The sequence below is a fragment of the Cohnella sp. 56 genome, from assembly GCF_037963805.1.
Taxonomy (GTDB): Bacteria; Bacillota; Bacilli; order Paenibacillales; family Paenibacillaceae; genus Cohnella.
This window is the reverse complement of the sequence record NZ_JAZDQE010000011.1, coordinates 1-15,934: the sequence shown is the minus strand read 5'-3', so window position 1 is coordinate 15,934 and position 15,934 is coordinate 1. Positions and strand designations below refer to the sequence as shown.

Here is a 15,934-nt window from a genome sequence, read left to right as displayed (position 1 = left end):
TACCGACGAATTCGTGACAAGTGCAGCCCGAGGCGCGCGTCCGGATTCGCGTAGAGATGGAGGCTAACGATGACCGTACATATCGCGCTGCTGCGCGGCATCAATGTCGGCGGCAACAACAAGATCAAGATGGCCGAGCTCAAGGCGGCCTGCGAGCAGCTCGGCTTCGCGGACGTCCGCACCTACATCCAGAGCGGGAATGTGCTCCTGCGCTCCGATCGTCCCGCCTCCGAGGTGAAGAAGCTGATCGAGGACAAGCTGCACTGCGACTTCGGCGTCAAAAGGGCGGTCGTGCTCATCCGGTCGTCCGAGGAGATGCGGGACCTGCTGGACGCATGCCCGTACTCCGCGGAGGAGATCGCGGCGGCCAGCCAGCTGTATGTGAATCTGCTCGACACGCCGCTTGACGCCGAGCAGGCCGCCCGGATTGCCGACACAGAGGCCGCGGGCGAGCGATGCGTCGTGCGGGACAAAGAGGTCTACCTGCTGCTCACGCCGAGCATATTGGATTCCGAGTTCGCCAAGTTGTTCGGGAAGATGAAGCTGCCGATCACTGCACGCAACTGGAACACGATGAGCAAGCTGGGCGAGCTCGCCGCGCAGATGGAAGCCTAAGTTCGCAACGCCGTACCGCTGCCGGACTGCCGGCGGAGCACGACAGGGCACGCTTCACTTGCGAATGTCAGGCACACTTCACGGCTGCGTCTCGATAACCTGATCGACGATGCCGTAGGCGACCGCTTCCTCCGCGCTCATGAACGTATCCCGGTCCATATCCTTCTCGACACGCTCGATCGGTTGGCCGGTGCGATCCGCCGTTATTTTGTTCAGCGTCTCCCTGATCTTGAGTATCCGCTTGGCGCTGATCGCGATATCGCTCGCCTGTCCCTGTACGCCGCCGTGCGGCTGATGGATCATGATCTCGCTGTTCGGCAGCGCGAATCGCTTGCCGCGCTCGCCCGACAGCAGCAGGATCGCCGCGAACGAAGCGGCCATGCCCGTGCAGATCGTATGCACCTGCGGCTTGATGAACTGCATCGTGTCGTAGATCGCCATGCCTGCCGTCGTTGAGCCGCCCGGACTGTTGATGTACATGCTGATCGGCTTTTCCGGGTCCTCGGCCGCCAGGAACAGCAGTTGGGCGACGACGGCGTTGGCGAGCATATCGTCGATCGCCGCGCCGAGGAAGACGATGCGGTCCTTCAGCAGCCGCGAATAGATGTCGTACGAACGCTCGCCTCTGGCGGTCTGGTCTATGACATAGGGGATGTATCCGTTCATGCGGTTGGCCTCCTCGTGCCTGTGATGGTGTAGCTGATCCGTAAACGTCCGGCGCATGCGCCAGGATACGCGATCCGGAAGCGCGGCATTTATTTTTTTAGCGCGTATCTTTTGGATAGCGCCGTTCGTCTGCATATAGAAGGAAGGATATCGCCGAGCATAACGAAACGACGGCGGATCGAAGTTAGACGGAGGTGGATGCGATGATCGAGCAAGCTCAAGATATCCGGCGCCTGTCCGGCGCCGTCTCCAGGTACAGCCTGTCGCTCGCGCGCTCTCTGACTGCGGCCGAGGATCTGGCCCAGGAGAGCTGGAGCAGGGCGCTGCCCGCACTCCGGGAAAGCGGTCACGCCAATCCGGAAGCGCTGCTGCTGCGCATCGCCCGCAACGTGTGGATCGACGGCTTGCGGCGGGAGACACGCCGTTCGCGTCTGCCGCTGCATGAAGAAGCGGAGCGGACGGCCGATTGTCAGCCCGAGGGCATGACGCTGGCGCCCGTATTCGCTGCGCTGAATCGTCAGCTGCCCAAGCTGCAGCTGACGGTATTCCTGCTGCGCGACGTGCTCGGCTACTCGATCAGGGAGACGGCGGCCAGGCTGGGTACGACCGAGGGCGCGGTCAAGGCCGCGCATCATAGGGCGCGGCATGCGCTCGAGGCCGTGCGCGCGGAGCTCGCGCGCGAGGACGGGCCTGCGCTGCCGGCGGACGAAGCCGAGCGGGCCGAGGCGCATCTCATGGCCGAAGCCTACGCCAGAGGCGACATCGGCACGCTCGTGGCGATCGCGAACGGCGAGGCGCGGATGCAGTCGCGGCAGCTGCCGATACGCGGCGAAGCGCAGGGAGACTCCGGTGCGATCAGAGCCGACATGCCGATGAACAGTGTCACAAAGAACAATGTCACAAAGCACAATGGGTCTTTTTTTCTGGCAGCTTAACTTGCCTCCCGAAGCGACATGCTGTTCGCGCTTCGGGGACCATGCGATAGGGGAGAGAACTTACGTCACAGCTTGGAGCGATGTATTCGATTCTGGCCCCTCTACTAATGAGCGGGATAACACCGATCGGTGTTATCCCGCTCATTTTTCGACGGCAGACACTACTCCACCACTCAATACCTATGAGCTTATTGGAAATCACCAAGGTAAGTACGTAATTCCAGTCGATTGGTGCGATCCGGGGTCCCCCAGGCAGTAGCCTTGCTGTATGATCTCTGATAGCACCCCATTAGTGCTGTCCTGCGCTTACTACCGCCTTAGCATTGGATTTAAGCTATTTCTCCTGCACATTTAATTGCCCTCCGTTTCGCCAATAGGTGCCCCCAACACCGTCCGCCTCGCCAATATGCCTCCCAAGCTGCTCTTCAGCGAACATCCGCCACAACTTCGGCTATATAAATTTTCCCTAAAGCTGGGATGCCGGGTTGACAGCCCAAGTGTATGAAGGGCATAATACACTTATGGTGTATGAACCGCTTAGTACACACACTCCAAACAAGCGAGGCGCAGCGATGGACAAACAAGGCGGCTGGTTGGAGACGCCGTTCAACACGCGGGACCCGGTATATTTGCAGGTCGTCCGGCTGTTCAAGGAACGGATCGTCACGGGCGGTCTGGCAGCGGGAGAGGCGATTCCATCAAGGCGGGAGATCGCGGCGCTGCTCAAGATGAACCCGAACACGGCACAGCGAGCATACAAGGAAATGGAGGAACAGGGCTTGATCGTCACGGAGGGCAACTCGCCAAGCCGAATTACGAGAGATGAAGCCGTGCTTCGCGGCATCCGGTCGGAACTGATCGGCGAAGCGGTCCGGACGTTCATCGGATCGATCCGCAACATGCAGGTGCCGGTGGAGGAGATCGTGGAGCTGGTCAAGCGCGAATATGCCGCAGATGCGGAAGCGCGCGACCGGCCAGCGGCGGGAGGTGAAGCGCCATGATTCACATCGACAATGCGCACAAGCGCTACCGCTTGCGCAAGGTGCTCGATGGCGTGACCTTCACGGCGCACAAAGGCCAGATTACTTGTCTGGTCGGCATGAACGGCGCGGGCAAGTCGACGCTGCTCAAGGCGATCATGGGGCTGACGCCGCTCTCCAAAGGCAGCGTGCGTGTGGAAGGCGTGCAGTCGCGCCGCGAGTTGTACGAGAAGGTCTCGTTCGTGCCGGACCATGCGGCGATGCCGGGCGGCTATCGGCTGGAGGAGGGTCTTCGCTTCATGGCCGATTACTATCGCAACTGGAACGATGCCCGTGCGGCGGAACTGATGGCTTTTTTTAATCTGAACGCCCGCGACAGAGTCGGCAATCTGTCCAAAGGTACCGCAGCCAAGTACGCCCTCGTACTGGGACTCGCCGCAGATACGGAGTTCGTGCTGATGGATGAGCCGTTCTCCGGCATCGACCTGTTCAGCCGGGAGCTGATCGGCGAAGTATTCTCGAGCCGTCTGGTGGAGGATCGCGGCGTACTCCTGACGACGCACGAGATCGACGAGGTCGAGTATCTGCTGGACCGGGCCGTGCTGCTCAAGGACGGCAAGGTCGAACGGGACATCGACTGCGAGCGGGTGCGGGACGAAGAGGGAAAGTCCGTACTCGACGTGATGCGGGAGGTGTACAGAGCATGACGGTATACATGAAGCTGCTCGCGATGGAGGTGCGCAGGTTCCGCTTCCCGCTGGCAGGCATCATGCTTTATACGCTGCTGGTGGAGTGGATCGTTCTGGCGCAGATGCTCAGGAGCTATGCCGTCCGACTCCGTCCCCGCGCCGGGACGCAGCTTGGAGGCGGCGTACCCCAGCCACTGACGTTCGCGGATGCGATCGGCAACTCGCAGCGAGGCTTCGCCTTGGCGGTCGCGATCCCGTTCGCCGTGCTGCTCGCTTATGTGCTGATCATCTGGTACAGGGACTGGTTCGGCAAGCAGCCCTTCATTTATCGCCAACTGATGGTGCCGGGCGGCAGAACGCCGATGTACTTCGCCAAGCTGACTGCCATTCTGCTGTTCATATTCGCGATGCTGGCCTGGCAGTTGCTGCTCATGCCGGTGCTGCAGCTGGAATACGCATGGCTTGCGCCGGCATGGCTGAAGGAAGACAGTCTGTTCACGGATGCGATGTACGCGAGCAGAATCTTAGAGATGCTGCTGCCACTGGACTTCGCCACCTTCGCGGCCCGGTACGGAATCGGCATCTGGCTCGTCCTGCTCGTCTTCACGGGCATTCTGCTCGAGCGCAGCTACCGGATTCGCGGCCTGATCCTCGCGATTTTCTATATGGCACTCAACTTTATCGCGCTTGGTCTGACCTCGAGCAGACTGTACCCGTACGAAGCGCGCGCCCTCATGTTGACGATATACGGTTTGGAGGTGGCAGTGGCGATATGGCTCAGCTTGAGACTGATCAACCGCAAGGTGTCCGTATAAAAAAGAAAGGCGCGGCGAGGTATGTGCTGGTCGGGCTGCTGGCTGCGTTTGCGATCGCGGGAATCGGTACGTATTACGGCTTTGCTTCGGACGAGCATCTGCCGACCTTTCATCTGGAGACGGTTGAAGGCGACCCCGCGATCGGCGATGCGGTAACGCTCGAAGGCAGCTACGTGGGCCGCCGCGGTTCGAGAGCCATGAGCCTGGATGCCGCCGGGACCCGCTATGCCAGCGAACGCGACTATCTCGGGAATCTGGTGCTCCCAAAGATCAACAATAACGACCCTTATTATGCGTCGCTGATCGCTCAATATCGAAGCTTCATGCGCGGTAAACGAAACGGCAGCATCGACCAAACGGAGGAGCGGCTGGCCTACGTCATCATGTATCGCAAAAATAATATGGGGCAGGTCAGACTGTCCGTCCTCGACAAGACGACAGGCAAGTCGTCCAACTATCGTCTGGATGCCGGAGAATGGAACGACGGCTTCAATATGGCCGTCGAGGATGTCCAGCTCGACGATTCCAAAATATATGTACTCGTCAGCCGCACGTCTCCCCAGCAATCGGAATTCATCATGCTGACAGTCGATCTCGGGACAGGGCAGCAGTTGCCCTCTCGCAAGGTCGAGCTGCCGCAGCTTCGCGAAGGGGAGACGCTTAGAATCGTAAAGGACAGAGGCTGGGGCTCCGCATCCCCGTATGTCGTATTCGTGGCTTCCTCCAGCGTACACGACAGTCAGGGAGACGCGAAGTCAGCCGAGGATGCCGACAGGATTGGCAAGTCCGTCGTCAACGTCAATGTCGGCGCTTTCCGTTCCTTCGTGTATCGATATGCCGACGGCGCGATGACCACGTTCGACCTGGACCGCGAAGCGCATCGCTACAATTCGCAATTCGATCTCGACGGGGATACGATGTATATGATATCGCCGGACAGTAAAGCGCCGAACGTGAACAGTCCGCCGAGCTATGATGTCACCGCGTACAGCTTGTCCAAGATGGTGCGGACGGGCGCATATGCCATTCGAGCCTCCGATGTCGGCGCAGAGGAGATGCTCACTCCGCAGTTCAGACAGGGCCGCTATTACTTCATGGCAGTTCCGAAGCGGAATAATGGGGCGTTAAGCCGCAAATATGTATTTGTCTTGTCTGTCGAAGCAGCGACGGGAAGACAGCTCTACAAGGGCCAGGTCGTCTATGACGGATCTGACGGCCAAGCCGCTTCGGAGCTCAGTCTGACCTGGCTGAACAATATGACGATCCAGCTATGAGCGAACGGATCGCTATTTTAAGGGGTATGGAATGCGAAGCCTATCGCATCGCCTATTACCTGCTCGAAGCGGATGAGCCTGCCTGTGAAGCCGCCAAGCGTGCGCTGATGTCGCTGTATCGTGAGCAACAATTGCCGCTGCTGCCGGAGGAGGCGAGGCGCCGATTGCTGCGGCGCCTCGTCATCCGGGAGGCGGCCGCCGACGCCGCACGAGAAGAGGCGCAGTCGATCGCGTATTGACGAGAGGGTCCGTGGGCGGCGCAATCAAGCATGCGAAAAAGCCGCCGCTGCGGCATGCCTGGCGTTCGCGCACGGTCGCCGCTCATACAGATACGTTTGCCATCGCGCCCGCCAAAGCCTGCATCCGTACATCCTTTCTCGCCCCTAGCGCCGGTTTCAGCGCAAATTGCTGCATCTGTACATCTATTTCGGCGATGGGAATCAAATTAGCGTCCATACGAAGCTAAAGCCTGCACATCTGCAGGCTTTAGGACCATACTAAATCTATGGAATCTAAAACCTGCTGAAATGCAGGTTTTTTGCAATTTATAGCTTGTTGGCGATGGACGAAAAGAGGCGCAAGGCTACTGTTTGCGAGTCCGGCCAAGCTTTTTGCCCCGCAAGCTTGCCGCCGCCTGACGTGCCCGTGCAGGCGGTATCCGGCCGAGCGCGCGCGCATAGCGCAGCACCTTGCGATGCGTCGCCTTGTCGCGCAGATGCCTGAACAGATACGGGTCGGGCGACGTATTCAGCTCGATGATCCATGGCCGCAGTTCGCGGTCGATCCCGATGTCCGCGCCGATCATGTTCAGTCGCGGATAGGCGCGCGACAGCGCCTTGGCCGACCGCAGGCCAAGCGCCTTCAGCCGCCTTTCCGTCGCGACCGCACCGGCGGCGCCCAGCTTCGGCCGCAGCAGCGCGTCCAGCGCGACCGGCCTGCCGCCGTTGTGATAGTTGGTGACGGCTTTGTCTTTTTGCGCGACTCTGGCGATGACGCCCGTCGATTCCCAGGCGCCCGCTTTATTTTTTTGCACCATGACACGCACGTCGAACCGACAGCCTCCGGTCTTGAGCAGATGTACGCCGCGCTGCACGAGATAGGGGCGGCGGCGCTTCTTGCTGCCGATGTGCCGGTACAATGCCGCCAGCGATGCGAATTGCCTTTTGCGAACACCCGCATGGCAGCTGTACGGCTGCGCCGCGCCGTGCGCCCGCTCCACCCGCATCACGCCTTGGCCGAATGTGCCGCGGTCGGGCTTGACATATACCATGTTGTACCGTTGCAGCATTTGCGCCAGCGTTTTCTCGCTCATCCTGCGCGTCTTCGGCACGTAGGGAGCGACGGCCGGATCTCTCAAGATTGCGGCTGTTTTGGCCCATTTGCTCGTGACATGCATTCCTTTGCGATTGATCAAGTACGCTCCTCCTCCCGTCGAATCAGTATATTCTCGCTTCGTCCGCGCCCGACACGGGCAGGAGACGGCAGATTCACGCCCGGCAGGCTTCGGTTAATGGATGATACCGGAACACCCGGACACAAGGTTAAGGGGGAACGAATATGCAGACGATATGGAAGGGCGCGGTCAGCTTCGGGCTGGTCAACGTCCCTGTCAAGATGTTCACAGCTACGCAGGACAACGATATTCAGATGCGAATGCTGCACAAAAAGCTGAACGTGCCGATTCAGTACCATCGGACCTGTCCGAAATGCGAGGAGGAGGTGAATTGGAGCGACATCGTCAAGGGCTACGAGTACGAGCCGGGCCACTTCGTCACGTTCGACAAGGAAGAGCTGGAGGAGATCGCATCGGAGACTTCGCGCGAGATTCGCATCGTGGACTTCGTAGCGCTGGAGGAGATCGACCCGATTTATTATCAGAAAACGTATTATCTGGCGCCCGAGAGCAACGGTACGCATGCATACAACCTGCTCGTGCAGGCGCTGCTCGATACGAAGAAGATCGGCATCGCGAACGTGAGCATCCGCTCGCGAAGCAGTCTCGCGGCCATCCGGATCGTGGACGGCGTGCTGTCGATGTCGACGATGTTCTACGCCGAGGAGATTCGCAGCAAAAAGGAAATTCCGAATCTGCCGGAGGCGTCCAAGGCGGACGAGCGCGAGCTGGCGATGGCCCGGATGCTGATTGAACAGCTGTCCGCGCCGTTCGAGCCGGAGAAGTACGAGGACGTGTACAAGGAACGGCTGATGGATGCGATCGAGGACAAGGTCAAGGGCAAGGAAGTCAAGTTCGCGCCGGAGGAAAAGAAGACCAACGTCATCGATCTGATGGAGGCGCTCAAGGCAAGCCTGCAGCAGACGGGTTCAGGCAAAGGCAAGCAGGGTGAAGAACGGGCGAATGTAAACGAAAAGGACGCGCCCGCAAAAAAAGCGCCAAGGAAACGAAACGCCGCGAAGGCGGACAAGGGCGCCAAAAAAGCAAAAGCCGATCAGACCGCGCAGACGGAGAAATCCGCACCCAAGGCGAAGACGAAAAAGACAGGGAGCTAATTCATGGAACCCTTCACTCCGATGTCTCCGATCGCGGAGGACAGAACCCCGGCTGGCCCGGCATGGGTACACCAGCTGAAATGGGATGGCTACCGGCTCATCGCCGACGTGCAGGACGGCCGTGTCCGGCTGTATTCCAAGCGGATGCTGCCGCAAAATGCATCCTATCCGGAGCTGACCGCAGCCTTGGAAGACAAGACAGGCTCCTATGTATTGGACGGCGAGGCGGTCATCCTCGATCCGCATACCGGGAAGCCCAGCTTCCAGCTGATGCAGCAGCGGGGCAAGCTGCTCGGCGACCGGCAGATCGCAGCCGCGTCGAGGCGGCATCCCGTGCAGTACATTCTGTTCGACCTGCTGGCCCTCGAGGGCCGCGATCTGCGTTTGCTGCCCTACAAGGCGCGCCGGCAATTGCTGCTGAGTGTGGCGAGCGGATGGACCGCCCCCTTCTATGTGGCGGACGAATTCCCGGACGGCGAGGCATTGTGGGGCTGGGTCGAAGCGAACGGCTGGGAGGGCATGGTCAGCAAAAAGGCAGAGAGCGTCTACAAGGAAGGCAAAGCGCATCACGACTGGCTCAAGCGAAAGACGATCCACCATATGGACGTCGACATCGTCGGCATTATATGGAAGGAAGGACGCGTCTCCAGTCTGGTCATGCGCAAGGGAGAACGCTACATGGGCCGCGTATCGTCGGGGCTGAACGAGCAGGCGAAGGCCCGTATCCGACTGCTGCCGGCTGGCCTCAAGCGGTCCGACTACTGGGACAGCATGCCGGAGGGGCTGCGCGGCGCCGATGTGCGATGGCTTGACCGTCCGCTCGCGGGACGGGTGAGCGGCAGAGAGATGACGGACGCCGGCTTGCTCCGCCACCCCAAGCTGATCGATCTGGAGGGGATACTGCTATGAGCGAGGCGGACGGCTATACGATCGAGGTCGAAGGCAACGAGATTCGGGTGACGAATCCGGACAAGCTGCTCTGGCCGGAGGCCGGCATTCGCAAGGCGACATATCTGCAGAAGCTCGTGGCGCTGTCTCCGTATTTGCTGCCCTATTGCAGGCGCCGCTATATGACGACGATCAGGTATCCCGACGGCGCGGGCGGCAAGGCGTTCTACCAGAAGCGGGCACCCGAGCCGCTGCCCGAATTCGTACATACGGCCGTCCGCGAGCAGGTCCGCTACGTCGTCGTCGATTCGTTGCCGACGCTGCTCTGGCTCGGCAATCTGGCGGTGCTGGAGTTCCATCCCTCCTTCGAGTACACGGGCGGAGAGGAGCCTGCCGAATGGGTGCTAGACATCGATCCGAGCGAAGCGCTGCGCGGGCGGCTGATGGAGGCGGTCTCGCTGATCGGCGAAGCGCTGGAGGGGATGGGCATCGGCTCGGTGCCCAAGACCAGCGGTGCTACGGGCGTGCAGATCGTCATTCCGATCGAGGCTGGCTACAGCTTCGCCGAGCTCCGCAAGGCGGGCGCCTTCGTCGGCAAGTACGTGTCGGAGAAGTATCCGAATCTGTTCACGGTCGAGCGATTGATCAAAAACCGCGGCGACCGCATCTACGTCGACTACGTGCAGCACGCGCCGGGCAAAAGTCTGTCCGCGCCGTACACGCCGCGGGGCCGCCCCGAAGCGACCGTGTCGACGCCCCTGACCTGGGACGAGGTACGCCAAGGCGCGGACCCGCGCGACTATACGCTGCTCACGATTGAGCGCCGGCTTGCCGCCAAGGGCGATCTGATCGCCGATATGCCGAAGCAATCGCTCGCCGACATCCTGCAATTTCTGCAATAAGGCTATACGCCCCCGATTCCATTGATGTAAAATATAAGCATCAGGGGGTGCGGCATGAATATTGGCATGACTTTTTTTACGAGCATCACCATCCTGATCACTTTCACGTTTCTGCTGAATTTAATTTACAAGTACGTTTTTCAGCATACTTCTGGCTATGTCAAGCAGGCCGCATTAATCATCGGCTTTATCGCACTTGGCTGGATCGCGATGAGGTTCGGCGTACGGGTCAACGGCTCGTCCGTCTTCGATCTTCGCAACGTGCCGATTATATTTGCCACGCTCGTGTTCCGCGATCCGAGACAGATACTGGCCATCGGCTTCGGCATCGGACTGGCCAGATTCGGCGTCAACGGAATATCGGCCTCGGCATTGACGGGGTTTATCAATATATCCACGATGGGCATCGTCGGCGCTATTCTCGTGCATCTGTACAAGAGCAGGCCGCAGTGGGGCTATCCGATCAAGGCTGTCACATCCGTGTTCGCCATCAACGTATGCCAGATCGCGGGCATCATCCTGTACGGCGCGCTCGACCGCCACAACTACTTGACGCATATCATGCCTTACTCGCTGCCGGCTACTGTGCTGTTCGGCTTTTTTTTCCTTTTCATCATCCGCGACTTCTTCCTCGATCAGCAGCGCGCCATACGGCTGAGGGAGACCAACGAGGCGCTCCGCAGACGCACCGATGAGCTCCTCGCCGCCAAGAAGATGCTTGAGGACAGAGCGGAGCAGCTCCTGCTCGCATCGAGATACAAATCCGAATTCATGGCCAACATGTCGCATGAGCTGAAGACGCCGCTCAACAGCATCATCCTGCTGTCCCAGATGATCGGCGAGAACGAAGAGACGGGGCATACGAGGGACAATCGCAGATATGCGGACATCATCCAGGCGTCGGGCGAACAGTTGCTTCATATGATTAACGACATCCTCGATCTGTCCAAGGTCGAAGCCGGCAAGATGGATATCGTGTGGGACATCGTCTCCGTGACGGACACGGTTGATTTGCTGTACAGGCAGATGAAGCCGCTCGCCGAAGCGAAGGGCATCGGCATGAATGTGGTCGTCCAAAATAATGTGCCGCAGACGCTGCTATCGGATGGACTGCGACTCGGGCAAATTTTGCGGAATTTGATTATTAATGCCATTAAATTCACGGATCGCGGACATGTCGACATTATCGTCTCTACCGAGGGAGAGTCGCCGGAGGGCGGAGCCGAATACGCCGTCTTCACGGTCAAGGACACGGGAATCGGCATCGACAAAAGCAAGCAGCAGCTGATCTTCGAAGCGTTCCAGCAGGCAGACGGGGCTATCAACCGCCGCTTCGGGGGCACGGGGCTCGGGCTGTCCATCAGTCTGCAGCTCGCCAGTCTGCTCGGCGGAGGCTTGTCCCTGCACAGCGTCAAAGGAGAGGGCAGCACATTCATGCTGCGGCTGCCGCTGACGCCAGTGGCGGCCGTGCAGCTGTCCGCACAGCAGAGCGCGGCCGCTCGTGAAGGATGATCGAATCGTTCCGCTCCGCACGAAGTGCAAGGCCTGGGTCTGCTTGCATGCAGTGCCGCCTGATCGGGTTGATCGGGGCGGTTCGGCGTGTTACGATTATAAACGCGTGTTCATATCCATTCGAAAGCAGGTGCTGCACAATGAAGTACAGAAAGCTTGGCCCTACTGGGCTGAAAGTGAGCGAGATCAGCTTCGGAAGCTGGATGACTTATGGCCATACGGTAGGTCAGGATACTGGCGCCAAGCTGATCGACCGTGCGTTCGAGCTCGGCATCAACTTTATCGATACGGCCAATGTGTACGAGCGTGGTGCCGCGGAGCGCATGCTCGGCGAGGTGCTCCCCCGCTATCCGCGGGAATCGTACGTGCTGGCGACGAAGGCTTACTGGCCGATGGGCGAAGGCCCCAACGACCGCGGCTTGTCGCGCAAGCATGTATATGAACAATTGAATGCCAGCCTGAAGCGGCTGAACCAGGATTACGTCGATATTTTCTATTGCCATCGCTATGATCCGGATACCCGCTTGGAGGAGACTCTTCGCACGATCGAGGACTTCGTTCGCCAAGGCAAGGTGCTGTACGTCGGCGTGAGCGAATGGACGGGTGCGCAGATTCAGGAAGCGCTCCAGGTTGCGGACAAGTATCTGCTCGACCGCATCGTCGTCAATCAGCCCCAGTACAATATGTTCTATCGCAACATCGAGCAGGACGTCCTGCCGGTCAGCGAGAAAAACGGCTTGTCGCAGGTCGTCTTTTCTCCGCTCGCCCAAGGCGTGCTGACGGGCAAATACCGCCTCGGCCAGCAGCTGCCCGAAGACAGCCGCGCCGCAGATCCCAAGACGAACATGTGGATCAAGGGCTATCTCACCGAGGCACATCTGCACAAGGTGGATCTGCTGGACGGCGTCGCCAAGGAGCTCGGTCTCTCGCTATCCAGCCTCGCCATCGCATGGATTCTGCGTCATGAGAGCGTGGCGAGCGCGCTCGTCGGCGCCACGAAGGTGTCTCAGCTCGAGGAGAACGTCAAGGCTTCGGGCGTCGTATTGACGCAGGAGACGATCGAACGCATCGAAGAGATTCTCTCTTAACGTCATGTCAACCTATGTAGTGACGGGCGGGGCGGGCTTCATCGGATCTCACGTATGCGGCAGGCTGGCGGAGCTCGGACATCGCGTCGTGAACGTAGACAGCTTCGCGGACAATTATGATTACAGACGCAAGGTCGCCAACGTGCTGGAGTCGCTTCATATGCCGGGGCGAGTGCAATGGATGGACAAGGAGCGCGATCTGGCCTGGCTGTCGGCATGTACCGCATCCGGCGCCTATCGCCTCGTATGCGCGGATATCCGGGAAGAGGCCGCGCTCGCCGTACTGTTCGCCGAGGAGCGTCCGGATGCCGTCATCCACCTGGCGGCGCTGCCGGGCGTCAGAGCTTCGATGGCGCAGCCGGCGCTGTACGAGGACGTCAACGTCAAGGGTACGCTATCCTTGCTCGAGGCGATGAGGCGCTGCGGCATCCGTAAATGGGTGTGCGCCTCGTCCTCGTCCGTATACGGGAACACCGAGCGCACGATCCTGTCGGAGACGGACTGTACGGATATGCCGATATCCGTCTACGCCGCTTCCAAAAAAAGCTGCGAGTTGCTCGGACATACGTATTCGCATCTCTACGGAATCGACGGGCTTATGCTGCGGCTATTCACTGTGTACGGAGAGCGTCAGCGTCCCGATCTGGCCATTCACAAATTCACGGCGATGATCGAGCGCGGGGAAGCGCTGCCGTTCTACGGCGACGGAGCCAGCGTGCGGGACTATACGTATGTCGGCGATATCGTGGACGGCATCGTGCTGGCGCTCGATTATGCGTCGCGTCACGAACGTTTCTACGAGATCGTCAATCTGGGCAGCCATCGTCCGGTCGCTCTGACCGAGCTTGTGAGCACGCTCGAATCCGTGACGGGCAGGACGGCCAGTCTGACGCGGTTGCCGGATCAGCCCGGCGACATGGCCGGCACATGCGCGGACATCGGCAAGGCGGCGCGATTGCTCGGATACCGGCCTTCGATGGACTTCAGAGCGGGCATCGCCAGATTCGCGGATTGGTATCGTGCAGGCTCGGCCCAAGACGGGGCCGGCGGTATATGATTCATTCCTTGTCTCGTCGTCCAATGAATAGGTAGACGAGAGGACAGGAGGAATGAGCATGCCTTGGGACAAGGACGATTACCCCGATTCGCTAAAAAACTTCATGGCGCCGATCCGCAACAAGGCGATCGATATCGCCAATGAGCTGCTGAAGGACGGCTATTCCGAGCGTCGCGCGATCTCGATCGCCACCGCAAAAGCCAAAGAGTGGGGCGAGGATCACGACAAGCAAATCCGCAAGAAGGGGCATTGACGCCGACTTCAAGAAGCAAAACGGGATGAAGCAGAATTGTTTTCTGCCTCATCCCGTTTTGTTTAAATTAGCGGCGGCGATCAGAGCTTGAGTCCGCCCATCAGCGGCATGATGGTCTTGATCATGTCCATGCCCATTTTCATAATCGGCAGCGCCTTTTGCATGAATCCCATCAGATCGTCGAGACCGCCCAGTCCTCCGAGCAAGCCGCCGACAGAGGCGCCGCTCGTCGCCGTTCCGGCGTTTCCGCCGGTGGCCGCGGGCAGCGCGCCCGTGCCGGCTTGCTCCACAGCAGCGCCCAGTGCGCTGATCTTTGCCTTTTCCCAGGATCTCCTGGCCGCTTGCGGATTCCAACGTTCCGTTCCCCGCACGCCGGAGAGCGTCAGTACGCCGTCCTGGATCTGATCGATCAAGCCGACGCAATAGGAGCCGTCCTTCAACACGACGCAGACGGGCTGCCCCGGACGAGGTCCGATTTTTTTGGCGGCATGCGTTTTGGGCCTGGCAGCCATAGCCGGTCACCTCCTTTGTACGCTTGCTGCCATTTTATGCGAATTCGCCGGAATAGCTTGTGCATACGACCAGAGACGAAGGGATGTGATACGTTTGGATGAGAATTTCCTCATACGGGAACAAATGTTCGAAAAAGGGTTGTCAACGCTTTCTGTTGCCTTTAAAATGGAAAAGTCTACTATTCCATAGTATGGAAAGGGCCGAATGAAATGACCCTGCGTTATGCCGAGATCGACGAAGCAATCGACTTTATTCAGCGGAATCTGGACGAGCCCTTGCCGTTGTCGCGGCTCGCGCGGCATGTTGCCTTCAGCTCATTTCATTTCTCGAGAATCTTCAAGGAGCGCATCGGCTTGCCGCCGCTATATTATGTATCCTCGCTCCGGCTGCAGCGGGCCAAGGATCTGCTGCTCAACTCCAGCCTGTCCGTCCGGCAGATCGGACTGGAGATCGGGCAGCAGAGCCTGGGGACGTTCACGACGCGATTCACCGAGCGCGTGGGTATGACGCCGGGCGAATTCCGTCAATCCGAGCCTGAGGCCGACCGATACATACGCGCGCTTCGCGAGCTGCGGGACTGGCGGGAGCAGGTCGCAGTGTCCATTGATGCGGGCGTGCGGGTGACTGGCACGGTCGTGACCGACGAGCCGTTCGACGGCTTCGTCCTGATCGGTCTCTTCAACAAGCCGATCCCCGAGGGGCTGCCGACGTATGGCACACTGCTGCCGGCCTTGGGCCGGTTCTGCTTCAGCGGTGTCAAGCCGGGCATCTACTATATGATGGCGACCTCGATCGACTGGCGCATGCAGGCGAGAGATTCGCTGCTGCCGCACGCCACGCTGCGATCGAGATCCAGATCGCCTCTAATCATCGGTCCCGGGGCTGAGCCGCCTCCCCAGCAGGTGAAGCTGTATCCACCGAGCCCCGGCGATCCGCCGATTCTCATCTCGCTGCCGGTGCTGATGAATCAATTTTTAAGCCGCGTAGAGCGCTAGGCCGGCATCAAGCATCCGGCATCATGCTTTGTGTGCGGCGATGTTGGGCGCTTTTTGCGCGCCCAACATCGCACATACAACACCGCGCCACACGACACTGCACACACAGAACCCAACACCCAACACCCAACACCCAACACCCAACACCCAACACCCAACACCCAACACCCAACACCCAACACCCAACACCCAACACCCAACACCCAACACCCAACACCCAACACCCAACACCCAACACCCAACA

The 15,934-nt window shown here is 59.6% G+C and carries 18 protein-coding genes; 15 read left to right on the top strand and 3 right to left on the bottom strand.

Annotation, left to right across the window (positions count from 1 at the left end):
* Positions 1-69 precede the first annotated feature (69 nt).
* The gene (locus VQ071_RS18515) at positions 70-615 is read left to right on the top strand and encodes a DUF1697 domain-containing protein (RefSeq protein WP_340515618.1); all 546 of its coding nucleotides are present in this window, start codon (positions 70-72) and stop codon (positions 613-615) included.
* Positions 616-693: 78 nt separating this feature from the next.
* On the opposite strand, the gene clpP is transcribed toward VQ071_RS18515, so the two are convergent.
* Positions 694-1,338, bottom strand: a complete 645-nt coding sequence (gene clpP / locus VQ071_RS18510; protein ID WP_340515617.1) for an ATP-dependent Clp endopeptidase proteolytic subunit ClpP — start codon at positions 1,336-1,338, stop codon at positions 694-696.
* A 146-nt stretch (positions 1,339-1,484) separates the two neighbouring features.
* Between clpP and VQ071_RS18505 the strand changes: the two genes are divergently transcribed.
* The 6 genes from VQ071_RS18505 to VQ071_RS18480 all read left to right on the top strand — a co-directional run bounded on the left by VQ071_RS18505 (position 1,485) and on the right by VQ071_RS18480 (position 6,213).
* Entirely contained in the window at positions 1,485-2,216 is a 732-nt protein-coding gene (locus VQ071_RS18505; RefSeq protein ID WP_340515616.1) for an RNA polymerase sigma factor, read from the top strand.
* Between the two features lie 572 nt (positions 2,217-2,788).
* Positions 2,789-3,217, top strand: coding sequence for a GntR family transcriptional regulator (locus VQ071_RS18500; protein ID WP_340515615.1), 429 nt, complete (start codon positions 2,789-2,791; stop codon positions 3,215-3,217).
* The gene (locus VQ071_RS18495) at positions 3,214-3,903 is read left to right on the top strand and encodes an ABC transporter ATP-binding protein (protein ID WP_340515614.1); all 690 of its coding nucleotides are present in this window, start codon (positions 3,214-3,216) and stop codon (positions 3,901-3,903) included. The genes VQ071_RS18500 and VQ071_RS18495 overlap by 4 nt, the downstream gene beginning before the upstream one ends.
* Positions 3,900-4,700 carry a hypothetical protein gene (locus VQ071_RS18490; protein WP_340515613.1) on the top strand — a complete coding sequence of 267 codons (801 nt, stop codon included), beginning with the start codon at positions 3,900-3,902 and terminating at the stop codon, positions 4,698-4,700. Before VQ071_RS18495 ends, VQ071_RS18490 begins: the two co-directional genes overlap by 4 nt.
* Positions 4,658-5,974, top strand: a complete 1,317-nt coding sequence (locus VQ071_RS18485; protein WP_340515612.1) for a hypothetical protein — start codon at positions 4,658-4,660, stop codon at positions 5,972-5,974. The genes VQ071_RS18490 and VQ071_RS18485 overlap by 43 nt, the downstream gene beginning before the upstream one ends.
* Entirely contained in the window at positions 5,971-6,213 is a 243-nt protein-coding gene (locus VQ071_RS18480) for a hypothetical protein (protein WP_340515611.1), read from the top strand. The genes VQ071_RS18485 and VQ071_RS18480 overlap by 4 nt, the downstream gene beginning before the upstream one ends.
* Before the next feature lie 344 nt (positions 6,214-6,557).
* On the opposite strand, the gene VQ071_RS18475 is transcribed toward VQ071_RS18480, so the two are convergent.
* Entirely contained in the window at positions 6,558-7,388 is an 831-nt protein-coding gene (locus VQ071_RS18475) for a YheC/YheD family protein (RefSeq protein ID WP_340515610.1), read from the bottom strand.
* Between the two features lie 143 nt (positions 7,389-7,531).
* Here VQ071_RS18475 and ku point away from each other — a divergent pair, with 143 nt between their 5' ends.
* The 7 genes from ku to VQ071_RS18440 all read left to right on the top strand — a co-directional run bounded on the left by ku (position 7,532) and on the right by VQ071_RS18440 (position 14,182).
* Positions 7,532-8,482, top strand: a complete 951-nt coding sequence (gene ku / locus VQ071_RS18470; RefSeq protein WP_340515609.1) for a non-homologous end joining protein Ku — start codon at positions 7,532-7,534, stop codon at positions 8,480-8,482.
* Positions 8,483-8,485: 3 nt separating this feature from the next.
* The gene (locus VQ071_RS18465; protein ID WP_340515608.1) at positions 8,486-9,391 is read left to right on the top strand and encodes an ATP-dependent DNA ligase; all 906 of its coding nucleotides are present in this window, start codon (positions 8,486-8,488) and stop codon (positions 9,389-9,391) included.
* Complete coding sequence (ligD, locus tag VQ071_RS18460; RefSeq protein WP_340515607.1) at positions 9,388-10,272, top strand: non-homologous end-joining DNA ligase; 885 nt, start codon at positions 9,388-9,390, stop codon at positions 10,270-10,272. Before VQ071_RS18465 ends, ligD begins: the two co-directional genes overlap by 4 nt.
* Positions 10,273-10,326: 54 nt before the next feature.
* The gene (locus tag VQ071_RS18455; protein WP_340515606.1) at positions 10,327-11,784 is read left to right on the top strand and encodes an ATP-binding protein; all 1,458 of its coding nucleotides are present in this window, start codon (positions 10,327-10,329) and stop codon (positions 11,782-11,784) included.
* Positions 11,785-11,924: 140 nt separating this feature from the next.
* Positions 11,925-12,872 (top strand): aldo/keto reductase family protein, encoded by a 948-nt coding sequence (locus VQ071_RS18450; RefSeq protein ID WP_340515605.1) that lies wholly within the window; start codon positions 11,925-11,927, stop codon positions 12,870-12,872.
* A gap of 4 nt (positions 12,873-12,876) precedes the next feature.
* On the top strand, positions 12,877-13,929 hold the full coding sequence (locus VQ071_RS18445; RefSeq protein ID WP_340515604.1) for an NAD-dependent epimerase/dehydratase family protein: 1,053 nt from the start codon (positions 12,877-12,879) through the stop codon (positions 13,927-13,929).
* 58 nt (positions 13,930-13,987) lie between these two features.
* Entirely contained in the window at positions 13,988-14,182 is a 195-nt protein-coding gene (locus tag VQ071_RS18440) for a DUF2188 domain-containing protein (protein ID WP_340515603.1), read from the top strand.
* An 80-nt stretch (positions 14,183-14,262) separates the two neighbouring features.
* Here VQ071_RS18440 and VQ071_RS18435 read toward each other — a convergent pair whose 3' ends face one another.
* Positions 14,263-14,694, bottom strand: coding sequence for a hypothetical protein (locus VQ071_RS18435; protein ID WP_340515602.1), 432 nt, complete (start codon positions 14,692-14,694; stop codon positions 14,263-14,265).
* Positions 14,695-14,904: 210 nt separating this feature from the next.
* Between VQ071_RS18435 and VQ071_RS18430 the strand changes: the two genes are divergently transcribed.
* Entirely contained in the window at positions 14,905-15,690 is a 786-nt protein-coding gene (locus tag VQ071_RS18430; RefSeq protein ID WP_340515601.1) for an AraC family transcriptional regulator, read from the top strand.
* The last annotated feature ends 244 nt before the right edge of the window (positions 15,691-15,934 follow it).